Origin of the sequence: Pseudomonas sp. GD04158 (assembly GCF_029834875.1) — a bacterium.
In the GTDB taxonomy this organism is placed as follows: Bacteria; Pseudomonadota; Gammaproteobacteria; order Pseudomonadales; family Pseudomonadaceae; genus Aquipseudomonas; species Aquipseudomonas hydrolytica.
Map to the genome: position 1 here is coordinate 44,057 of NZ_JAODYT010000019.1, position 22,106 is coordinate 66,162.

The window sequence follows — 22,106 nt, forward strand, 5'->3', positions numbered from 1 at the left end:
CTGCCTGTCACGGCCGCCTGGCGATGAAGTCGATCTCCACCAGCGCATGCCGCGCCAGGCCCGTGGTGCCGATGCAGGTGCGCGCCGGGCGTTTGTCTTCGGGGAAGTAGCTGGCGTACACCGCATTGAAGCGCGCGTAGTCGCCATAGAAATCGGTGAGGAAGGCGCGCGCCGAGACCACGTTCTCCAGCCCCAGGCCGAGCCCCTCGAGCACCACCAGCAGGTTGTCGAAGGTCTTGTGCGTCTGCGCCTCGATGCCCTCGGGCAGGGGCGCCGCTTCATTGCCCGGATCGATGGGCAGCTGACCGGTGATGAACACCCAGCCATCGGCTTCGCAGGCGTGAGAAAACGGTGCGACCGGTGCGGGCGCAGCGGCGAACATATGGTATGCGGGCATCGACATGGGCACTCCTGGTCTTTGGCACGGTGGCCGCACGACGGTGCGGCCTGCTGCGACCTTAGCCTATCGAATCAGAACACCGACCAGCCGATGCGTTCGCTGAGCAGTTCCAGTGCCTTGATCCCGGCCAGGGAATTACCGGCTGCATTGAGTTCCGGCGACCACACGCACACGCTGAACTGCCCCGGCACCACCGCGACGATGCCGCCACCGACGCCGCTCTTGCCGGGCAGGCCGACGCGGTAGGCGAAGTTGCCCGCTTCGTCGTACAGCCCGCTGGTGGCCATGATGGCGTTGATCTGCTTGCTCTGTCGCGGCGAGAGAATCTGCTCGCCGCTGTGCTGGCAGAAACCCTGGTTGGCCAGAAAGCCGAAGGCACGCGCCAGGTCCACGCAGCTCATGCGCAGCGCGCAGCAGCTGAAGTAGCTGCGCAGCACCGCCTCCACCTCGTTGTGGAAATTGCCGAACGACTGCATCAGGTAGGCCGCCGCGGCGTTGCGCGCACGGTGCTGGTATTCCGATTCGGCGACGTGGTTGTCCACCGTCACCTCTGGGTTGCCCGACAGGCGCCTTACGAAGTCGCGCATCGACAGCGCCGGTGCGGCATAGCGCGACTGGTTGATGTCGCAGATGACCAGGGCGCCGGCGTTGATGAACGGGTTGCGCGGTTTGCCACGCTCGAATTCCAGCTGCACCAGCGAATTGAACGGCTGCCCGGACGGCTCGTGCCCGAGGCGCTGCCAGATGGCCTCGCCACTGTGGCCGATGGCCTGCACCAGGCTGAACACCTTGGAAATGCTCTGGATCGAAAACGGCGTGCGCGCATCGCCGGCCACGTGCAACTGGCCATCGTTGCCGTACACGGCGATGCCCAGCTGATCGGGCACCACGCCGGCTAGCGCGGGAATGTAGTCGGCCACCTTGCCCTGGCCGATCAGCGGGCGGACCTCGTCGAGGATTTCAGTCAACAGCGCTTGCATGTTCGGGCTCGCGACGGCGCCGGGCAGCTTCCCGGCAGGTCAGTGCTAGACGCGCTTCGCCCGGCCCGGATCACAGGCAGACGCTTGCCCTGAGCGGCGCGGCCGCCTAGTCTCGGCCCTCCCCCGTTGCTGGCGTAGCCCGATGTCCACCGTTCTCAACGTCCTGTTGCCGATCTTCGGTCTGATTCTGGTCGGCTATATCTGTCGCCGCAGCAATCGCCTGGGACCGACCGCTGCCTCGGAGATGAACCGCTTCGTGGTCTGGCTCGGCCTGCCCGCCCTGCTCTTCAGCCTGACGGCCAAGGCCGACTGGGCGCACATCTGGCAGCCCGGTTTCCTGCTGGCGTTCACCGGCGGCACCCTGGCGGTGTTTCTGCTCACCCTGGCCTACCGCTGGAAAACCACCGGCAGCCTGGTCGACGCCAGCATCGACGGACTCAGCGCCGGCTACGCCAACACCGGTTACATCGGCATTCCGCTGTGCGTGCTGGTGCTCGGCGAAGACGGCATGGCGCCTGCCCTGATCGCCTCGCTCATCGTCGTCTGCCTGCTGTTCGCACTGGCGGTGGTGTGCATCGAGGTAGGGCTGCAGAGCCAGAAGGGCCTGGGCGGAGCGATTGCCCAGGTCAGCCTGGCGCTGCTGAAGAACCCGCTGGTGGTGGCGCCGGTGCTCGGCGCGCTCTGGTCGTTCGGCGGCCTGTCACTCGCGCCGGCGCTGGACGAGTTCCTGCGCCTGCTCGGCGCGGCGACCGTGCCCTGCGCGCTGGTGTCGCTGGGCCTGTTCCTGGCGCAGCGGCAGAGCGGCCCGGCCAAGGGCGCCTGGCCGCTGGTGGCGCTCAAGCTGGTGCTGCAGCCACTGGTGACCTGGTTCATCGCCTTCGTGCTGCTCGACCTGCCGCCGTTCTGGGCTCACGCCGCCTTGCTGCTCAGTGCGCTGCCCACCGGCACCGGCCCCTTCATGCTGGCCGAGTATTACCAGCGCCAGGCCGCGCTGGTGTCGCGGGCCATTCTGTTCTCGACCCTCGGCTCGCTGCTGACCCTGTCGCTGATCCTGCTGCTGATCACGCCTTGAGCTGCAGCTCCAGGCCCAACTGCTGCGACAGGCAGGGCCAGCGCCGCCAGGCCGAAACGGTATCCGGCGCGGCCAGGCGTTCGCGGTAGGCCTGCACGGAAGGCTGATCGAAGCTGGCATCGTCGAGCATGCCGGCCAGCGCGTGATGCACCGCTTCGTCGAGCTGGTTGGCGAAGGGTTCGCCAATCAACTGGTGGGCGATCAGATTGGCGCGAGTGGTATCCAGCGGAATCAGCGGCTGGCCCAGGTGGGTGATGTAGCGGTCGTTGACCTCCTCCACCAGGCGGTGCGCCAGGTAGGCCTCGTCGAGCAGCCCTTCGAGCCCCTCATGGCCATCGATCAGCGGCGGCGGCTGGAGGAAGAAATGCTCGGCAATCTTCAGCACGGGCTTGACCGCATCCTCGATGCCGGCCTCCCGCGCGACCTCCACCGCGGCGTCGAGTACCTCGGGCACCTGCTCGATATAGGCGCTGACGAACGCGCTCAGGGCGCCCGGCGCGTCCTCCTCGGGCAGGCGAATGGACGGGTGCAGGCGTTCGAGCTGGGCCTGCAGAAACCGGGCAAGGGCCTGGCTGCTGATTTCGTGTTGTTGCGCCTGGGCGATGGACTGGCGGACGGCGGCGGTGTTCATGACTGCTCCCACAATTCAGGACATGGACGTGAACCTTAGCCGGCTCCTACGGTCGGCTAAGACGCGATTGTCATAACTTTTTCATACTTATGCGAGCTCGCTATATGGCCCTGTCGTGATTGCGCTCCAGGCCGCGTCAGCCGCGGCGTTTAGGACAAGGCTTGCGAGCCTTCGGCCATTTTCGCGTGCACGTTGCGAGGTGAAACTCGCCGTCTATACTCGAGTTCGAAAGGCAGTACCTGATGGAACCGGACGGGCCAAGGCACGGAGAGGTTTCGACAGCAGTCGCCAGCAGTTGAGCGTGATCGCGTGGGCAGTAAGCCGGGCGCGATCGTGCCGTACGGCAGTCGATCCCTTAGCCGCAGGCTCAGCCGGCGGGATAACAAGAACAATCAAGGGGAACCCGCAATGATGCGACATCCACGAGTCTGGATGGGCCTCCTGCTGTGGCTGGCATTAGGCTCGGCGCATGCCCAGTGGACGGTGAACATGGCACCCGGTGTTACCGAGGTCAGCCGCTCCGTCTTCGATCTGCACATGACCATCTTCTGGATCTGCGTCGTGATCGGCGTGATCGTCTTCGGCGCCATGTTCTGGTCGATGATCATGCACCGCCGCTCCACCGGGCAGGAGCCCGCGCACTTCCACGAAAGCACCACGGTGGAAATTCTCTGGACCGTCGTGCCATTGGCCATTCTGGTGCTGATGGCGATCCCGGCGACCAAGACGCTGATCGAGATCTACGACACCTCCGAGTCCGAGCTGGATATCCAGGTCACCGGCTACCAGTGGAAATGGCACTACAAGTACCTGGGCCAGGACGTGGAGTTCTTCAGCAACATGTCCACGCCGCGTAGCCAGATCAACAACCGCGAAGCCAAGGGCGAGCACTACCTGCTGGAGGTGGACGAGCCGCTGGTGGTGCCGGTCGGCACCAAGGTGCGCTTTTTGATCACCGCCGCCGACGTGATCCACTCCTGGTGGGTGCCGGCGCTGGCAGTGAAGAAGGACGCCATCCCCGGCTTCATCAACGAGTCCTGGACGCGCATCGAGGAGCCCGGCATCTACCGTGGCCAGTGCACCGAGCTGTGCGGCAAGGACCACGGCTTCATGCCGGTGGTGGTCGAAGCCAAGTCCAAGGAGGACTTCGCCGTCTGGCTGGCCGAACGCAAGGAGGCCGCCGCCGCCGAGCGTGAGCTGACCAGCAAGGAATGGACCATGGAAGAGCTGATGGCGCGTGGCGAGAAGGCCTACCTCACCGCCTGCGCCGCCTGCCACCAGCCCGGTGGCGAGGGACTGCCGCCGATGTTCCCGGCACTCAAGGGTTCGGCCATCGCCATGGGCCCGGCCGAGGGCCATATCGACATCGTCTACAACGGCAAGCCGGGCACCTCCATGGCCGCCTTCGGCAAGCAGCTGTCGCCGGTCGACCTGGCCGCCATCATCACCTACGAGCGCAACGCCTGGGGCAACAAGGTCGGTGACATGGTCACGCCCAAGGACATTCTCGACTTCTCGAAGGCTCAGGAGTAAGGACATGAGTGCAGTGATCGACCACGGTCATACTGACCACCACCATGGCCCGGCCAAGGGCCTGATGCGCTGGGTGCTGACCACCAACCACAAGGACATCGGCACGATGTACCTGTGGTTCAGCTTCTGCATGTTCCTGCTGGGCGGCTCGATGGCCATGGTCATCCGTGCCGAGCTGTTCCAGCCGGGTCTGCAGATCGTGCAGCCAGAGTTCTTCAACCAGATGACCACCATGCACGGCCTGATCATGGTCTTCGGCGCGGTGATGCCGGCTTTCGTCGGCCTGGCCAACTGGATGATCCCGCTGATGATCGGCGCGCCGGACATGGCCCTGCCGCGGATGAACAACTTCAGCTTCTGGCTGCTGCCGGCGGCCTTCGGCCTGCTGGTCTCGACGCTGTTCATGGAAGGTGGCGGGCCGAACTTCGGTTGGACCTTCTACGCGCCGCTGTCGACCACCTACGGGCCGGAGAGCACCACCTTCTTCATCTTCGCCGTGCACCTGATGGGCATCAGTTCGATCATGGGGGCGATCAACGTGGTCGCCACCATCCTCAACCTGCGCGCCCCCGGCATGACCCTGATGAAGATGCCGCTGTTCGTCTGGACCTGGCTGATCACCGCCTTCCTGCTGATCGCGGTGATGCCGGTACTGGCTGGCTGCGTGACCATGATGCTGATGGACATCCACTTCGGCACCAGCTTCTTCAATGCCGCTGGCGGTGGTGATCCGGTCCTGTTCCAGCACGTGTTCTGGTTCTTCGGCCACCCCGAGGTGTACATCATGATCCTGCCCGCCTTCGGCGCGGTCAGCTCAATCATCCCTGCCTTCGCGCGCAAGCCGCTGTTCGGCTACACCTCGATGGTCTACGCCACCGCGGCGATCGCCTTCCTGTCGTTCATCGTCTGGGCGCACCACATGTTCACCGTCGGCATCCCGCTGACCGGCGAGCTGTTCTTCATGTACGCCACCATGCTGATCGCCGTGCCCACCGGGGTGAAGGTATTCAACTGGGCCAGCACCATGTGGCAGGGCTCGATGACCTTCGAGGCGCCGATGCTGTTCTCGGTGGCCTTCGTCATCCTGTTCACCATCGGCGGCTTCTCCGGGCTGATGCTGGCCATCGCTCCGGCGGACTTCCAGTACCACGACACCTACTTCGTGGTGGCGCACTTCCACTACGTGCTGGTGCCTGGGGCGATCTTCGGCATCTTCGCCTCGGCCTACTACTGGCTGCCGAAGTGGACCGGCCACATGTACGACGAAACCCTGGCCAAGCTGCACTTCTGGATGAGCTTCATCGGCATGAACCTGGCGTTCTTCCCCATGCACTTCGTCGGCCTGGCCGGCATGCCGCGTCGCATTCCCGACTACAACATGATGTTCGCCAACTTCAACATGGTGTCGAGCATCGGTGCCTTCCTGTTCGGAGCGACCCAGCTGCTGTTCCTGTTCATCGTCATCAAGTGCATCCGTGGCGGCAAACCGGCCCCGGCCAAGCCCTGGGATGGTGCCGACGGGCTGGAGTGGACGGTGCCTTCGCCGGCGCCCTATCACACCTTCAGCACCCCACCGGAAGTGAAGTAGGAGGTCTGTCGTGAGCGAGGTCATCGCCACTCGTCGTCTGGTCACCCGCCTGCTGGTCGTGGTGGTGGTGATGTTCTGCTTCGGCATCTTCGTCCTGCCGCCGTTCTACGACGCCATGTGCCGGGTGTTCGGCATCAACGGCAAGACGGCCGGGGCCTACCAGGGCGAGCAGTTGGTGGATGAGCAGCGCCAGGTGCGCGTGCAGTTTCTCGCCACCAACGCCGCCGGCATGGTCTGGGAGTTCGGCCCGCAGGCCGACGAACTCCTGGTCCATCCCGGCGAGTCGCGCGACATGCTGTTCGTCGCCTACAACCCCAGCGACCAACCCATGACCGCGCAGGCCATTCCCAGCGTATCGCCCTCCAAGGCGGCGGCCTTCTTCCACAAGACCGAGTGCTTCTGCTTCACCCAGCAGGTGCTGCAACCGGGCGAGCGCATCGAGATGCCGGTGCGTTTCATCGTCGACAGAGACCTGCCCAAGGACGTGAAGCACCTGACCTTGGGCTACACCCTGTTCGATATCACCGTGCGCAAACCGCCAGTGGCACAGGCTCCATAAGGAGAACAACAATGTCGAGTCACGAAAGTCACGAGAACTATTACGTACCGGCGCAGAGCAAGTGGCCTATCGTCGCCACCATCGGTCTGCTGGTCAGCTTCTACGGTGTCGGCACCTGGTTCAACGATCTGTCGGCGGGCCGCGAAGGCTCCAACGGCCCGCTGATCTTCTTCGTCGGTGGGCTGATCCTGGCCTGGATGCTGTTCGGCTGGTTCGGCAACGTGATCAAGGAAAGCCGTGCCGGGCTGTACAGCGCACAGATGGACCGCTCGTTCCGCTGGGGCATGAGCTGGTTCATCTTTTCCGAGGTGATGTTCTTCGCCGCCTTCTTCGGTGCGCTGTTCTATATCCGCATGTGGTCCGGGCCCTGGCTCGGCGGTGAAGGTTCCAAGGGCATCGCCAACATGCTCTGGGAGGGCTTCGAATACAGCTGGCCGCTGCTGCAGAACCCCGACTCCAAGTTGTTCCCGCCGCCCAGCGCGGTGATCGACCCCTGGCATCTGCCGCTGGTCAACACCATCCTGCTGGTGTCCTCCAGCTTCACCATCACCTTCGCTCACCATGCGCTGAAGAAGAACCATCGTGGCCCGCTCAAGGCCTGGCTGGCGGCAACCATCGTGCTCGCCCTGGCGTTCCTGTTCTTCCAGGTCGAGGAGTACATCGAGGCCTACACCGAGCTGGGGCTGACCCTGGGCTCAGGCATCTATGGCGCGACCTTCTTCATGCTCACCGGCTTCCACGGGGCGCACGTGACGCTGGGGACCATCATTCTGATCGTGATGCTGGTGCGCATCATGCGCGGGCATTTCAGTGCCGATCAGCACTTTGGCTTCGAGGCGGCCGCCTGGTACTGGCACTTCGTCGATGTGGTCTGGCTGGGGCTGTTCGTCTTCGTCTACGTGCTGTAGCGGGGGCCTTACCAGGTGACATGAGAGACCAGTTGCCCTGAGTAGAAGCCCCAGGCGACCAGGGCAACGGTGATGGCGGTCAGGCCGACACGGACAGTCAGCGCGCCGACCACGCGGTAACCATGGCCTTCGTCCTTGACCAGGAAGAACAGGCCGCTGAACAGGCTGGCGATGGTGGCCAGCAGCATTAGGACGATCGCGGCCTTGAGCATGCGAGACTCCGGGGGATTGAAGTGATGCAGTGCAGTATAGCCAGCAACCCCGATCGTAACGGCAGGGTGCGATGAACGCCTTCCGTCCCGGTTGGCTGCCCAGCCTGCTGGTTGCCCTGCTGCTGCCCGGCCTGCTGTGGCTGGGCGTCTGGCAGCTGCAGCGCGGTGAGGAGAAGCGCGCGTTGCTGGCCAGCTTCGATGCGCGGCGCCACGCCGAGCCGATCAGTCTCGAACAGCTCGAGCCCATGCCGGACCCCGCCTACCGCCGCGTTCAGCTGCGTGGACACTTCGATGGCGAACACAGCCTGCTGCTGGACAGCCGCATCCGCGACGGCCATGCCGGCGTCGAGTTGCTGCAACCCTTCTACGACCAGCCCAGCGGCCTCTGGGTACTGCTCAACCGCGGCTGGCTGCCCTGGCCCGACCGGCGCACCACGCCGCGCTTCGACACTCCCGATGGCGTGCTGCAGCTCACGGCCTGGGTCTACGTGGCGCCCTCCGGCGGTCTGAACCTGCGTTCCGGTGCGGCGACCGAAGGCTGGCCGCGGCTGATCACCCAGGTCGAGGCCGAAAATCTGTGGCGGCAACTGGGCCGCGGTGGCCTGCCGTTCGAAGCGCGGCTGGAGGACGGTCCGGCCAGCTATCGGGTCGACTGGCCGGTGGTGGCCATGAGCCCGAGCAAACACCTGGGCTATGCGGTGCAGTGGTTCGCCCTGGCGGCCGCGCTGCTTGGCCTGTTCATCTATCTCGGAATCCACAATGCACGGGAGAGTCGTCATGAACCCAGCCATCGCCATGCCTGAGGCAACTCCGCGCAAGACGCGCGGCCGCCTGCAGTTGCTGCTCCTGCTGGCCGTCGCCATCGGCCCGATGCTGCTGGCCAGCGCCATGTACCAATGGCGTTTCTGGGTGCCGGAGGCGCGCAGCTACCACGGTGTGCTGATCGGCGACGGGCGAACCCTGAGCGATCTCGGCGTGCAGGGCGAGGTGCAGCCGCTCTGGCAGATTCTGGTCACGGCGCCGGGCGCATGCGAGGCCGACTGCCGTGAGCTGGTCTATCTGGCGCGGCAGATCCAGATCGGCCTCAACCGCGAAACGGCGCGGGCGAGCCACGGGCTGGCGCTGGCCGAGCCATTGCCGGCCGAATACGACGCCACCCTCAAGCGCGAATACCCGCGTCTGGGGCGTTACCAACTGGACCCGCAGGCTTACGAGCGCGCCGTGGAGGCGCTCCCCGGCGCGCAGCTATGGCTGATCGACCCGCATGGCAACCTGGTGCTGCGTTATCCCGCCGGCAGCAGGGGCAAGGCGATCCTCGACGACCTGCGTTACCTGCTCAAGATTTCCAAGATCGGTTGAACGGCTGTGCAGGCGATCGCCTGCTAAGGATTCCACATGCATAAACCCGGATACCGCCTCGCCCTGTTCGCGACCCTGCTGGCCGCCGTGGTGGTGCTGCTCGGCGCCTACACCCGGCTGACCCATGCCGGCCTGGGTTGCCCCGACTGGCCCGGCTGCTATGGCTTTCTCGGCGTGCCGATGAGCGAGCACAAGCAGGCCATCGCCGAGGCGCGTTTCCCGGAGGCGCCGGTGGAGGTCGCCAAGGGCTGGTACGAGATGATCCATCGCTACTTCGCCGGTGCCCTCGGGCTGGTGATCCTGGGCATGGCGGTGCAGGCCGTGCGCCGCCGTGGCGATGCGACGCAGCCGCTCAAACTGCCGCTGGCGATCCTGGCACTGGTGATCGTGCAGGCCGCCTTCGGCATGTGGACGGTGACCCTCAAGCTCTGGCCGCAGATCGTCACCGCCCATCTGCTGGGCGGCTTCGCCACCCTCAGCCTGCTGACGCTGCTCACCCTGCGCCTGTCCGGGCGCCTCGCGCCGCTGCAACTGCCCATGCGCCTGCGGGCGCTGGCCGCCGCCTGCCTGCTGCTGGTGATCGGGCAGATCGCCCTCGGCGGCTGGGTCAGCTCCAACTACGCTGCGGTGGCCTGCGTCGACCTGCCCACCTGCCACGGCGAATGGTGGCCGGCGATGGATTTCGGCAAGGGCTTTCACCTGACCCAGCACATCGGCCCCAACTACCTGGGCGGGCAGCTCGACAGCGACGCGCGCACCGCGATCCACATGAGCCACCGTATCGGCGCCTTGCTGGTGACCCTGGCGCTGCTGCTGCTGGCCTGGCGTCTGCACGCGGCCAAGCTGTCGCGCCTGGCCGGTCTGCTGCTGCTGGCGCTGGCCGTGCAGGTGGGCCTGGGCATCAGCAACGTGATCTTCCATCTGCCGCTGCTGGTGGCCGTCGCGCACAACGCCGGCGGCGCGGCGCTGTTGCTGACGCTGGTGCTGGTCAATTATCGCCTGCGCGCCCCAGCGCCGGTGAAAGTACAGCGAACCTTGGGCAGCGCTCGGCGTCTGCAAGAACAGGGCGCATAACGCATAAGGAGAAACGCCATGGCTACAGTGCTACGAGCCCACTCCGAACACGCCACCTGGCGCGACTATCTGGAGTTGACCAAACCGCGGGTGGTGCTGCTGATGCTGATCACCTCGCTGGTGGGCATGTTCCTCGCCACCCGTGCCGGGGTGCCCTGGACCGTGCTGCTGTTCGGCAACCTGGGCATCGGCCTGTGCGCTGGCGCGGCGGCGGCGGTCAACCACGTGGTGGACCGGCGCATCGACTCGATCATGGCGCGTACGCACAAACGTCCGGTCACTGCCGGGCGGGTTTCGCCGGCGGCGGCGATAGCCTTCGCGTTGCTGCTGGCCACTGCCGGCATGGGGCTGTTGCTGCTGTTCACCAACCAGCTGGCGGCCTGGCTCACCCTCGCTTCGCTACTGGGCTATGCGGTGATCTACACCGGCTTTCTCAAGCGTGCCACGCCGCAGAATATCGTCATCGGCGGTCTGGCCGGCGCTGCGCCGCCCTTGCTCGGTTGGGTGGCGGTGACCGGGCACCTGAGCGCCGAGCCGCTGCTGCTGGTGCTGATCATCTTCGCCTGGACTCCGCCGCACTTCTGGGCGCTGGCGATCCATCGCAAGGCCGAATACGCCAAGGCCGACATCCCCATGCTGCCGGTCACCCATGGCGAGCACTACACCAAGGTGCACATCCTGCTCTACACCCTGGTGATGTTCGCCGTGACCCTGCTGCCCTACGCCATTCACATGAGCGGGCCGCTCTACCTGGTCTGCGCCCTGCTGCTGGGCGCGCGCTTCCTGCACTGGGCCTGGGTGCTGTACCGTGACAGCAAACCGCACGCGGCGATCAACACCTTCAAGTACAGTATCTGGTACCTGTTCCTGCTGTTCATCGCTTTGCTGGCGGACCACTACCTGCTGCTGAATATCTAGCAGGCCGTTAAAAAACGTTGGCGAGGCAGTCAGCGCAATACCGTTGGCGGCCCCGCAAAAACAGGCGAGGACCGGTCGGAGTCGCGCTCGACTTTACGAGTTGTAAATGAGCAGTCCGAGCCTGTTTTTAACGCCGCGATGGCAACGCAGGTAGTTTTTCAACGGCTTGCTGAGGGGTTTCATGACGCGTACTCATACCACCGTTTTCGTTCTCGTTGCCATCGTGGCTCTGGTGCTGGGCCTGACCGTCAACAAGGTGCTCAACAGCCGGAGCCAGGGCGACCCGGCGGCGCTGCTTGATGCCGGCATCGTGCTGCTGCCGCAGAACCGCAGCCTGCCGGCGCTGACCCTGATCGATCAGGACGGCAAGGAGGTCGCGGTGGACCAGCTCAAGGGTGACTGGAAGCTGTTGTTCTTCGGCTACACCTTCTGCCCGGACATCTGCCCGGCCACCCTCGCCCAGCTGCGCCAGTTGCAGACGCAACTGCCTGAGGAAACCCGCGCGCGGCTGAAGGTGGTGATGGTCAGCGTCGATCCCCATCGGGACACGCCGGAGCAACTGAGCAAGTACCTGAACTACTTCGACGCCGGCTTCAAGGGCCTGACCGGCGAGGAAGCGACGCTGCAGAAATTCGCCAATTCGGTGAGCATCCCCTACATCCCGGCCGACACCAGCAAGGAAAACTACACCGTCGATCACAGCGGCAATCTGGTGATCATCGGCCCGGATGGCACCCAGCGCGGCTTCATCCGCGCGCCGATCAACAACGCCAAGCTGGCCGCGCAACTGCCGGGGCTGGTTTCAGGCTCGTAGGGCGCACCGGCCAGTACTCGAAGGCATTGGTATTGGTGCGCACGGCGCACCCTACAGCGCGAATGGCAGCGGCAGATTGACCTGCTGGCGCTGCGCCAGGCGCCGCTGGAATTCGGCGGGATCGTGGATCAGCACTTCCTGCCCGGCGAACGACTCGGCCGCGATCAGGCGTGACAGCCAGAAGCGCACGCAAGCCACGCGCAGCATGGTCGGCCACAGCTCGGCCTCGGCGGCGGTGAAGGGGCGCAGCGCCGCGTAGGCGCCGAGCAGCGCGCGGGCGCGAGCGCCGTCCAGGCTGCCATCCTCGTGCGAGCACCAGTCGTTCAGGGTGATCGCCAGGTCGTAGAGCATCGGCCCCGAGCAGGCATTGTAGAAGTCGATCACGCCAGCCAGGTGGTTGCCGTCGAACAGCACGTTGTCACGGAACAGGTCGGCATGCAGATTCGCCCGCGGCAGGGCGAGGATGCGCGGCTTCAATTCGGCAATCTCGGCCAGCGCATCGCGCAGCAGCGGCAACGCCTGCTCGTCGAGCTTGAGGGCCAGGCTCGGGCCTTCGGCCAGCATCCAGTCCAGGCCGCGATCGCTGCGTCTTTCGATGGGTGCATCGCGGGTGGCCAGATGGATGCGTGCCAGCAGACTGCCGACCTCCTGGCAGTGGTGCGCGTTGGCCTCGCGCACATGCTTGCCGGCCAGCCGCGGCTGCAGCAGCGCCGGTTTTTCCGCCAGGCTGCGCAGCGCTTCGCCTTGCTGCGTGCGCAGGGCGTAGGGCACGGGCAGGCCGGCGTCGTGCAGTACGTCGAGCAGTTCGATGAAGAACGGCAGGTCGGCCACCGGGCCGCGTTCGACCAGGGTCAGAACGTACTCGCCCTGCTCCAGGCTGACGAAGAAGTTGCTGTTTTCGCTGCCTGCAGCGATGCCCTGGAAGTCACGCAACCGGCCAAGCCCGTAGGGCGCCAGGAAGACTTCGAGCTCGTGACGCTCCAGGGGGGTGAATACCGACATATCAGAACTGCCTTGTTACCAACTGAAGATTTCCCAGGACGGGATCAGCATGTCCGGGTCGTCCGAGCGTATGAAGTTGCCGTCGCTGCCGTCGGCGCGCACCAGGAAGTAGGGCTTGCCGTTCTTCGGGATCACCTTGATCGCGTACAGGAAGCCGTTGACGCGGTATTCCTCGATGGTGCGGTCGCCATCCTGGCGGATGGTCACGTCCGGGTCGCCGGACACCGGGTCATCGGCGTGCGCGGCAAGCGGAAGGCAGGCCAGCAGGCCGACCAGCAACAGGCGTTTGGCTGTACCCATGGTAACCTTGCTCCTTATTTTTCAATGATGCGGTCATTCTAACAGGCCGTTGAAAAACTACCTGCGTTGCCATTGCTGCGTTAAAAACAGGCTCAGAATGCTCATTTACAGCTCGTAAACTCCGCTTCCTCGCCTGTTTTTGCCTTGCACTGGCTGCCTCGCCTACGTTTTTCAACTACCTGTTAGCGCCGCACCCGCCGAAAAGGTTGATCCCGCGCATGAGCCAAGCTCCCCTCGTTCTGGTCGACGGTTCCTCGTATCTGTACCGCGCCTTCCACGCCCTGCCGCCGCTGACCACCTCCAAGGGCATGCCTACCGGTGCGGTGAAGGGTGTGCTGAACATGCTCAAGAGCCTGCGCAAGCAGTACCCCGACAGCCCCTTCGCCGTGGTCTTCGATGCCAAGGGCGGTACCTTCCGCGACGAGCTGTTCGCCGAGTACAAGGCCAACCGCCCGTCCATGCCGGACGAGTTGCGCGTGCAGGTCGAGCCGCTGCACGCCAGCGTACGCGCCCTGGGCCTGCCGCTGCTGTGCGTGGAGGGGGTCGAGGCCGACGACGTGATCGGCACCCTGGCCCGCCAGGCCGCGGCGCAGCAGCGCGACGTGGTGATCTCCACCGGCGACAAGGACATGGCGCAGTTGGTCTGCCCGCACGTTACGCTGGTCAACACCATGACCGGAAGCGTCTACGACATCGATGGCGTGAAAGAGAAATTCGGTGTCGGTCCCGAGCTGATCATCGATTACCTGGCGCTGATGGGCGACAAGGTCGACAACATCCCCGGCGTGCCCGGTGTAGGCGAAAAGACCGCGCTGGGCCTGCTGGTCGGCGTCGGCGGTGGCCTCGACGTGCTCTACGCCAACCTCGACAAGGTGCCCGAGCTGCCGATCCGCGGCGCCAAGAGCCTGCCGGCCAAGCTCGAGGAACACCGCGAGATGGCCTATCTCTCCTACCAGCTGGCCACCATCAAGACCGATGTGCCGCTGAACATCGAGATCGATTCGCTGCACCCGGGCGAGCCGGATCAGGCGACCCTGGTGCAGCTGTACGGCGAGCTCGAATTCAAGGCCTGGCTCGACGAGCTGTTGCGTCAGAACAAGGCCCTGGCCGCCAAGGCCGCCGTGCCGGCCGGCGACCTGTTCGCCGAGCCTGCCGGGCTGGCAACCGAGCAAGCGTCCGAGACCCCTCCGATGGGCGCCGGCGATTACGAGCTGGTGCTGGAGCAGGCACAGTTCGACGCCTGGCTGAAGAAGCTGGAGCAGGCCGAGCTGATCGCCTTCGACAGCGAAACCACCAGTATCGACGCGCAGCAGGCGCAGCTGGTCGGTCTGTCCTTCGCGGTCAAGGCCGGCGAGGCTGCCTACGTGCCGCTGGCGCACAGCTATATGGGCGTGCCGCAGCAGCTCGACCGCGACGCCGTGCTCAAGGCGCTCAAGCCGATCCTCGAAGACCCGGCCAAGGCCAAGGTCGGCCAGCACGCCAAGTACGACATCAACGTCCTGGCCAATGCCAGCACGCCCATCGCCGTGCAGGGCGTGGCCTTCGATACCATGCTCGAATCCTACGTGCTCGATTCCACCGCCACGCGCCACGACATGGACAGCCTGGCGCTGAAATACCTGGGCCACAGCACCATCCGCTTCGAGGACATCGCCGGCCGGGGCGCCAAGCAGCTGACCTTCGACCAGATCGCCCTGGAGCAGGCCGGCCCTTACGCCGCCGAGGACGCCGACGTGACCCTGCGCCTGCACCAGGAGCTTTGGGGCAGGCTTGAGGCCGTGCCGTCACTGGCCAAGGTGCTGCGCGAGATCGAAATTCCGCTGGTGCCGGTGCTCGCGCGCATCGAGCGCAACGGCGCGCTGGTCGATGCCAAGCTGCTCGGCGAGCAGAGCGTCGAGCTGGGCGAAAAACTGGTGGAACTGGAGCGCAAGGCCTTCGAGATCGCCGGCGAGGAATTCAACCTGGCCTCGCCCAAGCAGCTGGGCGTGATCCTCTATGAAAAACTCGGCTACCCGGTAATCAGCAAGACCGCCAAGGGCCAGCCCTCCACTGCCGAGGCAGTACTCGCCGAGCTGGCCGAGCAGGACTTCGAGCTGCCCAAGGTGCTGATGCAGTACCGCTCCCTGAGCAAGCTCAAGAGCACCTACACCGACAAGTTGCCGGAGCAGATCAACCCGCGCACCGGGCGCATCCACACCAGCTACCACCAGGCGGTGGCGGCGACCGGCCGTCTGTCGTCGAGCGACCCGAACCTGCAGAACATCCCAATCCGCACCGCCGAGGGCAGGCGTATTCGCCAGGCGTTCGTCGCGCCCAAGGGCTACAAGATGATGGCGGCGGACTATTCGCAGATCGAGCTGCGCATCATGGCCCACCTGGCCAAGGACGAAGGCCTGCTCGACGCCTTCCGCCATGATCTGGACGTGCACAAGGCCACTGCCGCCGAAGTGTTCGGCGTGGCGCTGGAGGAGGTGACCAGCGACCAGCGGCGCAAGGCCAAGGCCATCAACTTCGGCCTGATCTACGGCATGAGCGCCTTCGGCCTGGCCAAGCAGATCGACGTCGAGCGCAAGGAGGCGCAGGCCTATATCGACCGCTACTTCGCGCGCTATCCCGGCGTGCTGAGCTACATGGAGCGCACCCGCGCGCAGGCTGCCGAGCAGGGCTATGTGGAGACCGTGTTCGGTCGCCGCCTGTACCTGCCGGAGATCCACGCGCAGAACCAGGCCATGCGCAAGGGCGCCGAGCGCGCGGCGATCAACGCGCCGATGCAGGGCACTGCGGCGGACATCATCAAGCGCGCGATGATCGCTGTGGATGACTGGCTGCAAGGCAGCGGCATCGACGCCCGCATCATTCTCCAGGTGCACGACGAACTGGTTCTCGAGGTTCGCGAGGATCTGCTCGAAGAGGTCGGCGCCCAGCTCAAGGTGCTGATGGGTGGGGCCGCGCAGCTGGATGTGCCACTGCTGGTGGAAGTCGGCGTAGGCGCCAACTGGGACGAAGCGCATTGACCCGCGCGAAGCGGCGCGAGGCCGCGGCAGCTCTGGCTTATGGTCTTGAGGGCTGAATCGACGCTTTCTTATGGCAAATGGTTTTTAAGAAGGCGATGAACTTTCCGCGGCGCCGCCCGGTCAGAGCTCATGAATGGCCGCAAAGCCCTTCAATGCTCCTTTGTTGTGTTAAGTGTTGGCAGACATCTGAACCCCGCCCTAGCGGTTCAGACCTTAAACCCCGAACTTCTCCCTCCCCATACGAAGCTCGGGGTTTTTTTTGCCTGCAGAAAAGTGCCGTACGCGCATTCAGATGGTGATCTCCCCTAGCGGGAGAGGGCGGCTACAGTTCCGTAGGGTGCGCTGTGCGCACCGGATACTCTCTACGGTCTCGGTGCGCACAGCGCACCCTACTTCAGGCCTCCTCGGCGCTTTCTTCATCCTCTTGCGGCAACAGGTCCAGCCAGCCGGCCAGTACCATCTGTGCCTCTTCCACGCCCATGCGCTTGGGCGCCGAGAACAGCTGGATGCTGATGCCCTCGCCCCACTGCTTGCGGATTTCCTGACGCACCTTGAGCAATGCGTTCTTCGCCGCGCCGAAGGCCAGCTTGTCGGCCTTGGTCAGCAGGATGTGCAGCGGCATGCCGCTGGCCACCGACCAGTCCAGCATCATCCGGTCGAACTCGGTCAGCGGGTGGCGGATATCCATCATCAACACCAGGCCGCAGAGGCTCTCGCGACTGCCCAGGTAGGCTTCCAGGTGCTTCTGCCAGTGCTGCTTGAGCGGGATCGGCACCTTGGCGTAGCCGTAGCCGGGCAGGTCCACCAGGCGGCGCTCGTCATCCAGGCGGAAGAAATTGAGCAGCTGGGTACGACCCGGGGTTTTCGAGGTGCGCGCCAGGCTGGCATGGGTCAGGGTGTTCAGCGCGCTCGACTTGCCGGCGTTGGAGCGGCCGGCGAAAGCCACTTCCAGGCCGCTGTCCTCGGGGCACTGATCGACCTTGGCGGCACTGATGAGGAAGCTGGCCTGCTGGCACAGTCCGATGATGGGATTCTTCGGGAGCATGGGGGTATCCGGTGGGTGCCTCGATTCCCGTTCAGCGGTACGAGGACTTGCGACATTTCCGCGCACCTGCGGCACGCCGGGGGGCGCGGCAAGCGGCGTCGTTTCCGTTTCAGCGTTGCCAGTATATAATGCCGCAGATTTTGTGTGCGCTTTGTCCCACCCGCAGGAACCCGATTAAGGGGAACGATCAAAGGCTCTGCTCGATAGAAGGCAGGACGTTTCCCTCCCTGATGAGGTCGATCTGATGAAGAAAATGCTGCTCGCGGCTGCCGTTTTGATGTTGTCTTTCAATGGCCATGCCGCTCAGGATCCACAAGCCGTGTACGACCGCTCCTGTGGCGTCTGCCACAATGGCCAGATTCCCACCGCGCCGCTCAAGGGCGACAAGGCCGCCTGGGAACCACGTCTGGCCAAGGGTATGGATGCACTGGTGGAGAGCGTCACCAATGGTTTGAATGCCATGCCGCCGCGCGGTCTGTGCATGGACTGCACCGCAGAGGACTACCAGGCGGTCATCAAGCTGATGACCGAATGAGTGGGCCCGCCCGATAACCTTCTCTCTTAGCCGTAATTGGATTAGCTGATGAACAAAGTACTCGTGAGTCTGCTGTTGACCCTGGGCCTCACCGGCGTGGCACAGGCTGCTGGCGATGCCGAAGCCGGTCAGGGCAAAGTCGCTGTCTGTGGTGCCTGCCATGGTGCCGATGGCAACAGCCCCGCGCCAAACTTCCCCAAGCTGGCCGGTCAGGGCGAGCGCTACTTGCTCAAGCAGCTGCACGACATCAAGTCCGGTGCGCGTCCGGTGGTCGAGATGACCGGCATGCTGGACAACCTCAGCGATCAGGACATGGCCGATATCGCCGCCTACTTCGCCAGCCAGCAGATGAGCGTCGGCGCTGCCGATCCGAAGCTGGTCGAGCGCGGCGAAGCGCTGTTCCGCGGCGGCAAGCTGGAAGAGGGCATGCCGGCCTGCACCGGTTGCCATTCGCCTGATGGTGCCGGTCTGGCCGCCGCTGGTTTCCCGAAGCTGGGTGGCCAGCACGCCGCTTACGTGGCCAAGCAGCTGACCGATTTCCGCGAGGGCGACCGCACCAACGACGGCGACGCGATGATCATGCGTGCCATCGCTGCCAAGCTGAGCAACAAGGATATCGAGGCGGTTTCCAGCTTCATCCAGGGTCTGCACTAAGCGGTTGTTGCAAGCGACCACTGTTGCAGTTGGTAAGACAAAGGGTGGCCGCGGCCACCCTTTTTCATTTGCGCCGCGGCTACAATGGCCGGAACCTGCCTCGTGTCATCCGGTCTTACTAGCGATTCGCCACGAGGCGATGCCTACTACCAAGGAGTACCCCATGCGTAACCTGATTCTCGGCGCCGCTCTGGCCATCAGCAGCCTGTTCGGGATCACCGCTCATGCCGAGCCGGTGGCTGGCCAGCAGTACGTCGAGCTGAAGAGCCCGGTGCCGGTGTCCAAGCCTGGCAAGGTCGAGGTGGTGGAGCTGTTCTGGTACGGCTGCCCGCATTGCTACCAGTTCGAAGCGACCCTCAACCCCTGGGTCGAGAAGCTGCCGGACGACGTCAACTTCGTGCGCATCCCCGCCCTGTTCGGCGGTATCTGGAACGTCCACGGCCAGGCGTTCATCACCCTGGAAATGATGAAGGTCGAGCACAAGGTGCATGACGCCGTGTTCACCGCCATCCACCAGGAGAAGAAGAAGCTGGGCTCCGCCGAGGAATTCGCCGACTTCGTCGCCACCCAGGGTGTCGATCGCGACGCCTTCCTCAAGACCTTCAACTCCTTCGCCGTCAAAGGCCAGATGGAAAAGGCCAAGAAGCTGGCCATGGCCTACCAGATCACCGGTGTGCCGGTGATGATCGTCGGCGGCAAGTACCGCTTCGACCTGGGCTCGGCCGGTGGCCCGCAGCAGACCCTCGAGGTCGCCGACCACCTGATCGCCAAGGAGCGCGCCGCGCTTTAAGCGGCCGCGGGCGCCGAGCATGTTGCGCCGCTGGCGAAAGACTCGTGCGGTTGGCCTGTGCGACCCACGGGTCAACCCGCACTGCCAGCCCAACGCCGAATGGCCCAGCGACGGCCTGTTGCGTCTGCTCAGTTTCAACGTGCAGGTCGGCATCAACACCCAGCGTTACCATCACTACCTGACCCGCAGCTGGCAGCATCTGCTGCCGCATGCCGGACGTGCCGGCAATCTGCAGCGCATCGGCGACCTGCTCGCCGACTTCGATCTGGTCGCCCTGCAGGAGGTCGATGGCGGCAGCCTGCGTTCGGGCTACGTCAATCAGGTGGAATATCTGGCCCAGCAGGGCGCCTTTCCCTACTGGTATCAGCAGCTCAATCGCAACCTCGGGCGCTTCGCCCAGCACAGCAACGGCGTGCTCAGCCGTCTGCGTCCGACCCTGCTGGAGGATCACCCGCTGCCGGGGCCACCAGGGCGCGGGGCGATTTTCCTGCAGCTGGGCGAGGGCGAACACGCCCTGTGCGTGGTGATGATGCACCTCGCCCTGGGCGCGCGTACCCGTACCCGGCAGCTGGCCTACATCCGCGAGCGGGTCGGCGAGTTCCGCCACCTGGTGTTGATGGGCGACATGAACACCCATGCCGTCGACCTGCTGGAGAACTCGCCGCTGCGCGATCTCGGCCTGATCGCCCCGCAGGCCGAAGCGACCTTCCCCAGCTGGCGGCCACAGCGCTGCCTGGACCATATCCTGCTCAGTTCCGAACTCGAACTGGGGCGCGTCGACGTGCTCAGCCAGCCGATTTCCGACCACCTGCCGGTGGCCGTGGAAATCCGTCTGCCGGGCGCTCAGAATGCTGCGCCAATGCCTATGCTGAAGACGCCATCCCCTGAGTAAGTCGTATGAGCGATGACGCGCAACGCTGGAAAGACAAATACCTGAGCAGCCTGGAGCAGCAGGAAAAGCTCGAGCGGCGCTGGGAGCTGCGCCTGGATCTGCTGCGCCGTGGCCTGGTGCGCAGCAGCCTGGCCGCCGAGGGGGCGGACAAGGCGGTCGACCAGTGCATGCAGGAGATGCGCGACATCTTGCGCCGCGACGACATGGATGCCGCGCTGGGCGGTTTGATTCCGCGCCTGGAAAGGGCCGTACTGGATTCGGAGCAGCGTCGCCAGCAGCGCGCCGAAGAGGCGACGGCGGCGCTGGCCGGCCTGGTCGAGCAGCTGCAGCGCCTGCAGCCGCCGCGCGAGGTACGCAAGGCGCTGAAGAGCCTCGGCAAGCAGTTGCAGGCCGCCGTGGGTCAGCAGCATCAGCTGCCGGCGCTGCTCAGCCAGCTGCGCAACCTGCAGGGACAGGCGCTGACCGTGCTGCAGGCGCCGGCCCAGGAACAGCCGGGGTTGCTGCAGCGTCTGTTCGGCAGTCGTGGCGATGCCGCCGAACAGGCGCAACCGGCCGAACAGGTGGCTGCCGCTGCTGGCGAGACGCAGCAGATCGCCGCCGAACTCCTCGACTCGCCGGCCGCACCGGTGCCCGCGCCTGCCGCCGCACTCAGTACTGCCGCGCCTGCACGATCGTCATTGGCGCCGCGGGCGGCGCTGGACAGCCTGCCGCTGCCGCCCGGCCTGGTGCCGCAGCCCGAGGATGAGGATAGCCCCTTCTCGCTGCCGACCAGCGAGCCGGGCTACAGCGCCGTGGCGCCGCATATCGCCAGCAGCCTGCGCAGCCTGCTCGATGAGCTCGAACTGCCGGCCCGGCATCGGCCGCAGGGCGAAGCCCTGCGTCTGCGCCTGGAAGGTGGCCTGAACTGGTACGAACTGGTGCCGGTGCTGGATGACCTGGCGGTGCTGGTGCTGGCCGTGACCGACAGCGGTCAGCGCGAATTCGCCGGCTACCTCAAGCAGCTCAACGAGCGGCTGGAAGCCTTCCTCGGCACCCTCAGCGAGGCGCACGAAGGCTACAGCGCGTCGGTGGAAAGCGCGCGCAGCTTCAACCAGGAGCTGCGCGACCAGGTCACCGATCTGCAGAACCGCGTGCAGGAGGCTGCCGATCTGGAGGCACTCAAGCAGGCGCTGGAGCAGCGCCTGGACGGTCTGCTGCAGAGCGTCAGCGTGCATCAGCGCCAGCGCGACAGTCGCGAGGAGGAAGTGGCCGAGCGCCTGCAGGGACTGGTGCAGCGTGTCGCCGACATGGAGCGCGAGGCGCAGCAGTTTCGCGAACACATCGAGGAGCAGCGGCAGAAGTCCCTGCTCGATCCGCTCACCGGGTTGCCCAACCGGGCGGCCTGGAGCGAGCGCCTGGAGCTGGAAGTGGCTCGCCGCGCGCGCTACGGCGGGGAGCTGCTGCTGGCGGTGCTCGACGTCGACCATTTCAAGCGCATCAACGACGGCTACGGGCACCTGGCCGGCGACCGGGTGCTGAAGATCATCGCCGGCGAACTGCACAAGCGCCTGCGCAAGACCGACTTCATCGCCCGTTTCGGTGGCGAGGAATTCGTGCTGCTGATTCCGGCCACTCCGCTGGAGGGTGGCATGCAGTTGCTGGAAACCCTGCGCGCCGCCATCGAGGCCTGTCCGTTTCACTTCAAGGGCGAGCCGGTGACCATCACCCTCTCCACCGGCCTTGCCGAATTCCGCGACGGCGAGAGCGCCGAGGCGGTATTCGAGCGTGCCGATCAGGCGCTGTACCGGGCCAAGGGCAACGGGCGCAATCGCGTCGAACTGGGCTGA

The 22,106-nt window shown here is 65.1% G+C and carries 23 protein-coding genes; 16 read left to right on the top strand and 7 right to left on the bottom strand.

Annotation, left to right across the window (positions count from 1 at the left end; all coding sequences use genetic code 11):
* Nucleotides 1-7: 7 nt before the first annotated feature.
* Both N7333_RS10020 and glsB read right to left on the bottom strand, forming a co-directional pair.
* Nucleotides 8-403, bottom strand: a complete 396-nt coding sequence (locus N7333_RS10020) for a RidA family protein (protein WP_096824977.1) — start codon at nt 401-403, stop codon at nt 8-10.
* A 68-nt stretch (nt 404-471) separates the two neighbouring features.
* Nucleotides 472-1,380, bottom strand: a complete 909-nt coding sequence (glsB, locus tag N7333_RS10025; RefSeq protein ID WP_003242147.1) for a glutaminase B — start codon at nt 1,378-1,380, stop codon at nt 472-474.
* Nucleotides 1,381-1,522: 142 nt separating this feature from the next.
* Between glsB and N7333_RS10030 the strand changes: the two genes are divergently transcribed.
* On the top strand, nt 1,523-2,452 hold the full coding sequence (locus N7333_RS10030) for an AEC family transporter (protein WP_003242149.1): 930 nt from the start codon (nt 1,523-1,525) through the stop codon (nt 2,450-2,452).
* Here N7333_RS10030 and N7333_RS10035 read toward each other — a convergent pair.
* Nucleotides 2,442-3,083: a hypothetical protein gene (locus N7333_RS10035; RefSeq protein WP_129483226.1), complete on the bottom strand. Its 642-nt coding sequence runs from the start codon at nt 3,081-3,083 to the stop codon at nt 2,442-2,444. The genes N7333_RS10030 and N7333_RS10035 overlap by 11 nt on opposite strands.
* A gap of 408 nt (nt 3,084-3,491) precedes the next feature.
* On the opposite strand from N7333_RS10035, the gene coxB reads away from it, so the two are divergent.
* Genes coxB through N7333_RS10055 form a run of 4 tightly spaced genes read left to right on the top strand, consistent with a single transcriptional unit; the run spans nt 3,492 to nt 7,671 of the window.
* The gene (gene coxB, locus N7333_RS10040; RefSeq protein ID WP_003242153.1) at nt 3,492-4,616 is read left to right on the top strand and encodes a cytochrome c oxidase subunit II; all 1,125 of its coding nucleotides are present in this window, start codon (nt 3,492-3,494) and stop codon (nt 4,614-4,616) included.
* Between the two features lie 4 nt (nt 4,617-4,620).
* Nucleotides 4,621-6,204, top strand: a complete 1,584-nt coding sequence (ctaD, locus tag N7333_RS10045) for a cytochrome c oxidase subunit I (protein WP_003242155.1) — start codon at nt 4,621-4,623, stop codon at nt 6,202-6,204.
* Nucleotides 6,205-6,214: 10 nt separating this feature from the next.
* On the top strand, nt 6,215-6,763 hold the full coding sequence (locus tag N7333_RS10050) for a cytochrome c oxidase assembly protein (protein ID WP_011920469.1): 549 nt from the start codon (nt 6,215-6,217) through the stop codon (nt 6,761-6,763).
* Between the two features lie 11 nt (nt 6,764-6,774).
* Entirely contained in the window at nt 6,775-7,671 is an 897-nt protein-coding gene (locus tag N7333_RS10055) for a cytochrome c oxidase subunit 3 (protein ID WP_003242159.1), read from the top strand.
* 8 nt (nt 7,672-7,679) lie between these two features.
* Here the strand turns inward: N7333_RS10055 and N7333_RS10060 are convergent, their stop codons facing one another.
* Nucleotides 7,680-7,883, bottom strand: coding sequence for a twin transmembrane helix small protein (locus N7333_RS10060; RefSeq protein WP_003242161.1), 204 nt, complete (start codon nt 7,881-7,883; stop codon nt 7,680-7,682).
* Nucleotides 7,884-7,954: 71 nt separating this feature from the next.
* Between N7333_RS10060 and N7333_RS10065 the strand changes: the two genes are divergently transcribed.
* From N7333_RS10065 to N7333_RS10085, 5 genes are all read left to right on the top strand, one after another.
* Nucleotides 7,955-8,686: an SURF1 family protein gene (locus N7333_RS10065; protein ID WP_279858781.1), complete on the top strand. Its 732-nt coding sequence runs from the start codon at nt 7,955-7,957 to the stop codon at nt 8,684-8,686.
* Nucleotides 8,661-9,242: a hypothetical protein gene (locus N7333_RS10070; RefSeq protein WP_011920471.1), complete on the top strand. Its 582-nt coding sequence runs from the start codon at nt 8,661-8,663 to the stop codon at nt 9,240-9,242. Before N7333_RS10065 ends, N7333_RS10070 begins: the two co-directional genes overlap by 26 nt.
* A gap of 36 nt (nt 9,243-9,278) precedes the next feature.
* A complete protein-coding gene (locus N7333_RS10075) occupies nt 9,279-10,316 on the top strand; it encodes a COX15/CtaA family protein (RefSeq protein WP_279858783.1) in 1,038 nt (345 codons plus the stop codon).
* A gap of 18 nt (nt 10,317-10,334) precedes the next feature.
* Nucleotides 10,335-11,234 carry a heme o synthase gene (cyoE, locus tag N7333_RS10080; RefSeq protein WP_011920472.1) on the top strand — a complete coding sequence of 300 codons (900 nt, stop codon included), beginning with the start codon at nt 10,335-10,337 and terminating at the stop codon, nt 11,232-11,234.
* A 181-nt stretch (nt 11,235-11,415) separates the two neighbouring features.
* Entirely contained in the window at nt 11,416-12,048 is a 633-nt protein-coding gene (locus tag N7333_RS10085; protein WP_011920473.1) for an SCO family protein, read from the top strand.
* Between the two features lie 51 nt (nt 12,049-12,099).
* On the opposite strand, the gene N7333_RS10090 is transcribed toward N7333_RS10085, so the two are convergent.
* Both N7333_RS10090 and N7333_RS10095 read right to left on the bottom strand, forming a co-directional pair.
* Nucleotides 12,100-13,050, bottom strand: a complete 951-nt coding sequence (locus tag N7333_RS10090) for a homoserine kinase (RefSeq protein ID WP_129483259.1) — start codon at nt 13,048-13,050, stop codon at nt 12,100-12,102.
* Nucleotides 13,051-13,065: 15 nt separating this feature from the next.
* Nucleotides 13,066-13,350, bottom strand: coding sequence for a DUF2782 domain-containing protein (locus N7333_RS10095; RefSeq protein ID WP_011920475.1), 285 nt, complete (start codon nt 13,348-13,350; stop codon nt 13,066-13,068).
* A 218-nt stretch (nt 13,351-13,568) separates the two neighbouring features.
* Between N7333_RS10095 and polA the strand changes: the two genes are divergently transcribed.
* On the top strand, nt 13,569-16,364 hold the full coding sequence (gene polA / locus N7333_RS10100; protein ID WP_129483260.1) for a DNA polymerase I: 2,796 nt from the start codon (nt 13,569-13,571) through the stop codon (nt 16,362-16,364).
* A 394-nt stretch (nt 16,365-16,758) separates the two neighbouring features.
* Here the strand turns inward: polA and yihA are convergent, their stop codons facing one another.
* The gene (yihA, locus tag N7333_RS10105) at nt 16,759-17,409 is read right to left on the bottom strand and encodes a ribosome biogenesis GTP-binding protein YihA/YsxC (protein ID WP_003242175.1); all 651 of its coding nucleotides are present in this window, start codon (nt 17,407-17,409) and stop codon (nt 16,759-16,761) included.
* A gap of 244 nt (nt 17,410-17,653) precedes the next feature.
* Here yihA and N7333_RS10110 point away from each other — a divergent pair, with 244 nt between their 5' ends.
* The 5 genes from N7333_RS10110 to N7333_RS10130 all read left to right on the top strand — a co-directional run bounded on the left by N7333_RS10110 (nt 17,654) and on the right by N7333_RS10130 (nt 22,106).
* On the top strand, nt 17,654-17,944 hold the full coding sequence (locus N7333_RS10110; RefSeq protein WP_003242176.1) for a c-type cytochrome: 291 nt from the start codon (nt 17,654-17,656) through the stop codon (nt 17,942-17,944).
* Between the two features lie 48 nt (nt 17,945-17,992).
* Entirely contained in the window at nt 17,993-18,598 is a 606-nt protein-coding gene (locus tag N7333_RS10115) for a c-type cytochrome (protein ID WP_003242177.1), read from the top strand.
* A gap of 163 nt (nt 18,599-18,761) precedes the next feature.
* Entirely contained in the window at nt 18,762-19,388 is a 627-nt protein-coding gene (locus N7333_RS10120) for a thiol:disulfide interchange protein DsbA/DsbL (RefSeq protein WP_003242178.1), read from the top strand.
* 19 nt (nt 19,389-19,407) lie between these two features.
* On the top strand, nt 19,408-20,280 hold the full coding sequence (locus N7333_RS10125; RefSeq protein ID WP_003242179.1) for an endonuclease/exonuclease/phosphatase family protein: 873 nt from the start codon (nt 19,408-19,410) through the stop codon (nt 20,278-20,280).
* A 5-nt stretch (nt 20,281-20,285) separates the two neighbouring features.
* On the top strand, nt 20,286-22,106 hold the full coding sequence (locus N7333_RS10130) for a GGDEF domain-containing protein (RefSeq protein WP_129483261.1): 1,821 nt from the start codon (nt 20,286-20,288) through the stop codon (nt 22,104-22,106).

Coding starts and splice junctions, on each gene's coding strand:
- N7333_RS10020 (WP_096824977.1), bottom strand. CDS start 403: ATGTCGATGCCCGCATACCATATGTTCGCCGCTGCGCCCGCACCGGTC.
- glsB (WP_003242147.1), bottom strand. CDS start 1,380: ATGCAAGCGCTGTTGACTGAAATCCTCGACGAGGTCCGCCCGCTGATC.
- N7333_RS10030 (WP_003242149.1), top strand. CDS start 1,523: ATGTCCACCGTTCTCAACGTCCTGTTGCCGATCTTCGGTCTGATTCTG.
- N7333_RS10035 (WP_129483226.1), bottom strand. CDS start 3,083: ATGAACACCGCCGCCGTCCGCCAGTCCATCGCCCAGGCGCAACAACAC.
- coxB (WP_003242153.1), top strand. CDS start 3,492: ATGATGCGACATCCACGAGTCTGGATGGGCCTCCTGCTGTGGCTGGCA.
- ctaD (WP_003242155.1), top strand. CDS start 4,621: ATGAGTGCAGTGATCGACCACGGTCATACTGACCACCACCATGGCCCG.
- N7333_RS10055 (WP_003242159.1), top strand. CDS start 6,775: ATGTCGAGTCACGAAAGTCACGAGAACTATTACGTACCGGCGCAGAGC.
- N7333_RS10060 (WP_003242161.1), bottom strand. CDS start 7,883: ATGCTCAAGGCCGCGATCGTCCTAATGCTGCTGGCCACCATCGCCAGC.
- N7333_RS10065 (WP_279858781.1), top strand. CDS start 7,955: ATGAACGCCTTCCGTCCCGGTTGGCTGCCCAGCCTGCTGGTTGCCCTG.
- N7333_RS10070 (WP_011920471.1), top strand. CDS start 8,661: ATGAACCCAGCCATCGCCATGCCTGAGGCAACTCCGCGCAAGACGCGC.
- N7333_RS10075 (WP_279858783.1), top strand. CDS start 9,279: ATGCATAAACCCGGATACCGCCTCGCCCTGTTCGCGACCCTGCTGGCC.
- cyoE (WP_011920472.1), top strand. CDS start 10,335: ATGGCTACAGTGCTACGAGCCCACTCCGAACACGCCACCTGGCGCGAC.
- N7333_RS10085 (WP_011920473.1), top strand. CDS start 11,416: ATGACGCGTACTCATACCACCGTTTTCGTTCTCGTTGCCATCGTGGCT.
- N7333_RS10090 (WP_129483259.1), bottom strand. CDS start 13,050: ATGTCGGTATTCACCCCCCTGGAGCGTCACGAGCTCGAAGTCTTCCTG.
- N7333_RS10095 (WP_011920475.1), bottom strand. CDS start 13,350: ATGGGTACAGCCAAACGCCTGTTGCTGGTCGGCCTGCTGGCCTGCCTT.
- polA (WP_129483260.1), top strand. CDS start 13,569: ATGAGCCAAGCTCCCCTCGTTCTGGTCGACGGTTCCTCGTATCTGTAC.
- yihA (WP_003242175.1), bottom strand. CDS start 17,409: ATGCTCCCGAAGAATCCCATCATCGGACTGTGCCAGCAGGCCAGCTTC.
- N7333_RS10110 (WP_003242176.1), top strand. CDS start 17,654: ATGAAGAAAATGCTGCTCGCGGCTGCCGTTTTGATGTTGTCTTTCAAT.
- N7333_RS10115 (WP_003242177.1), top strand. CDS start 17,993: ATGAACAAAGTACTCGTGAGTCTGCTGTTGACCCTGGGCCTCACCGGC.
- N7333_RS10120 (WP_003242178.1), top strand. CDS start 18,762: ATGCGTAACCTGATTCTCGGCGCCGCTCTGGCCATCAGCAGCCTGTTC.
- N7333_RS10125 (WP_003242179.1), top strand. CDS start 19,408: ATGTTGCGCCGCTGGCGAAAGACTCGTGCGGTTGGCCTGTGCGACCCA.
- N7333_RS10130 (WP_129483261.1), top strand. CDS start 20,286: ATGAGCGATGACGCGCAACGCTGGAAAGACAAATACCTGAGCAGCCTG.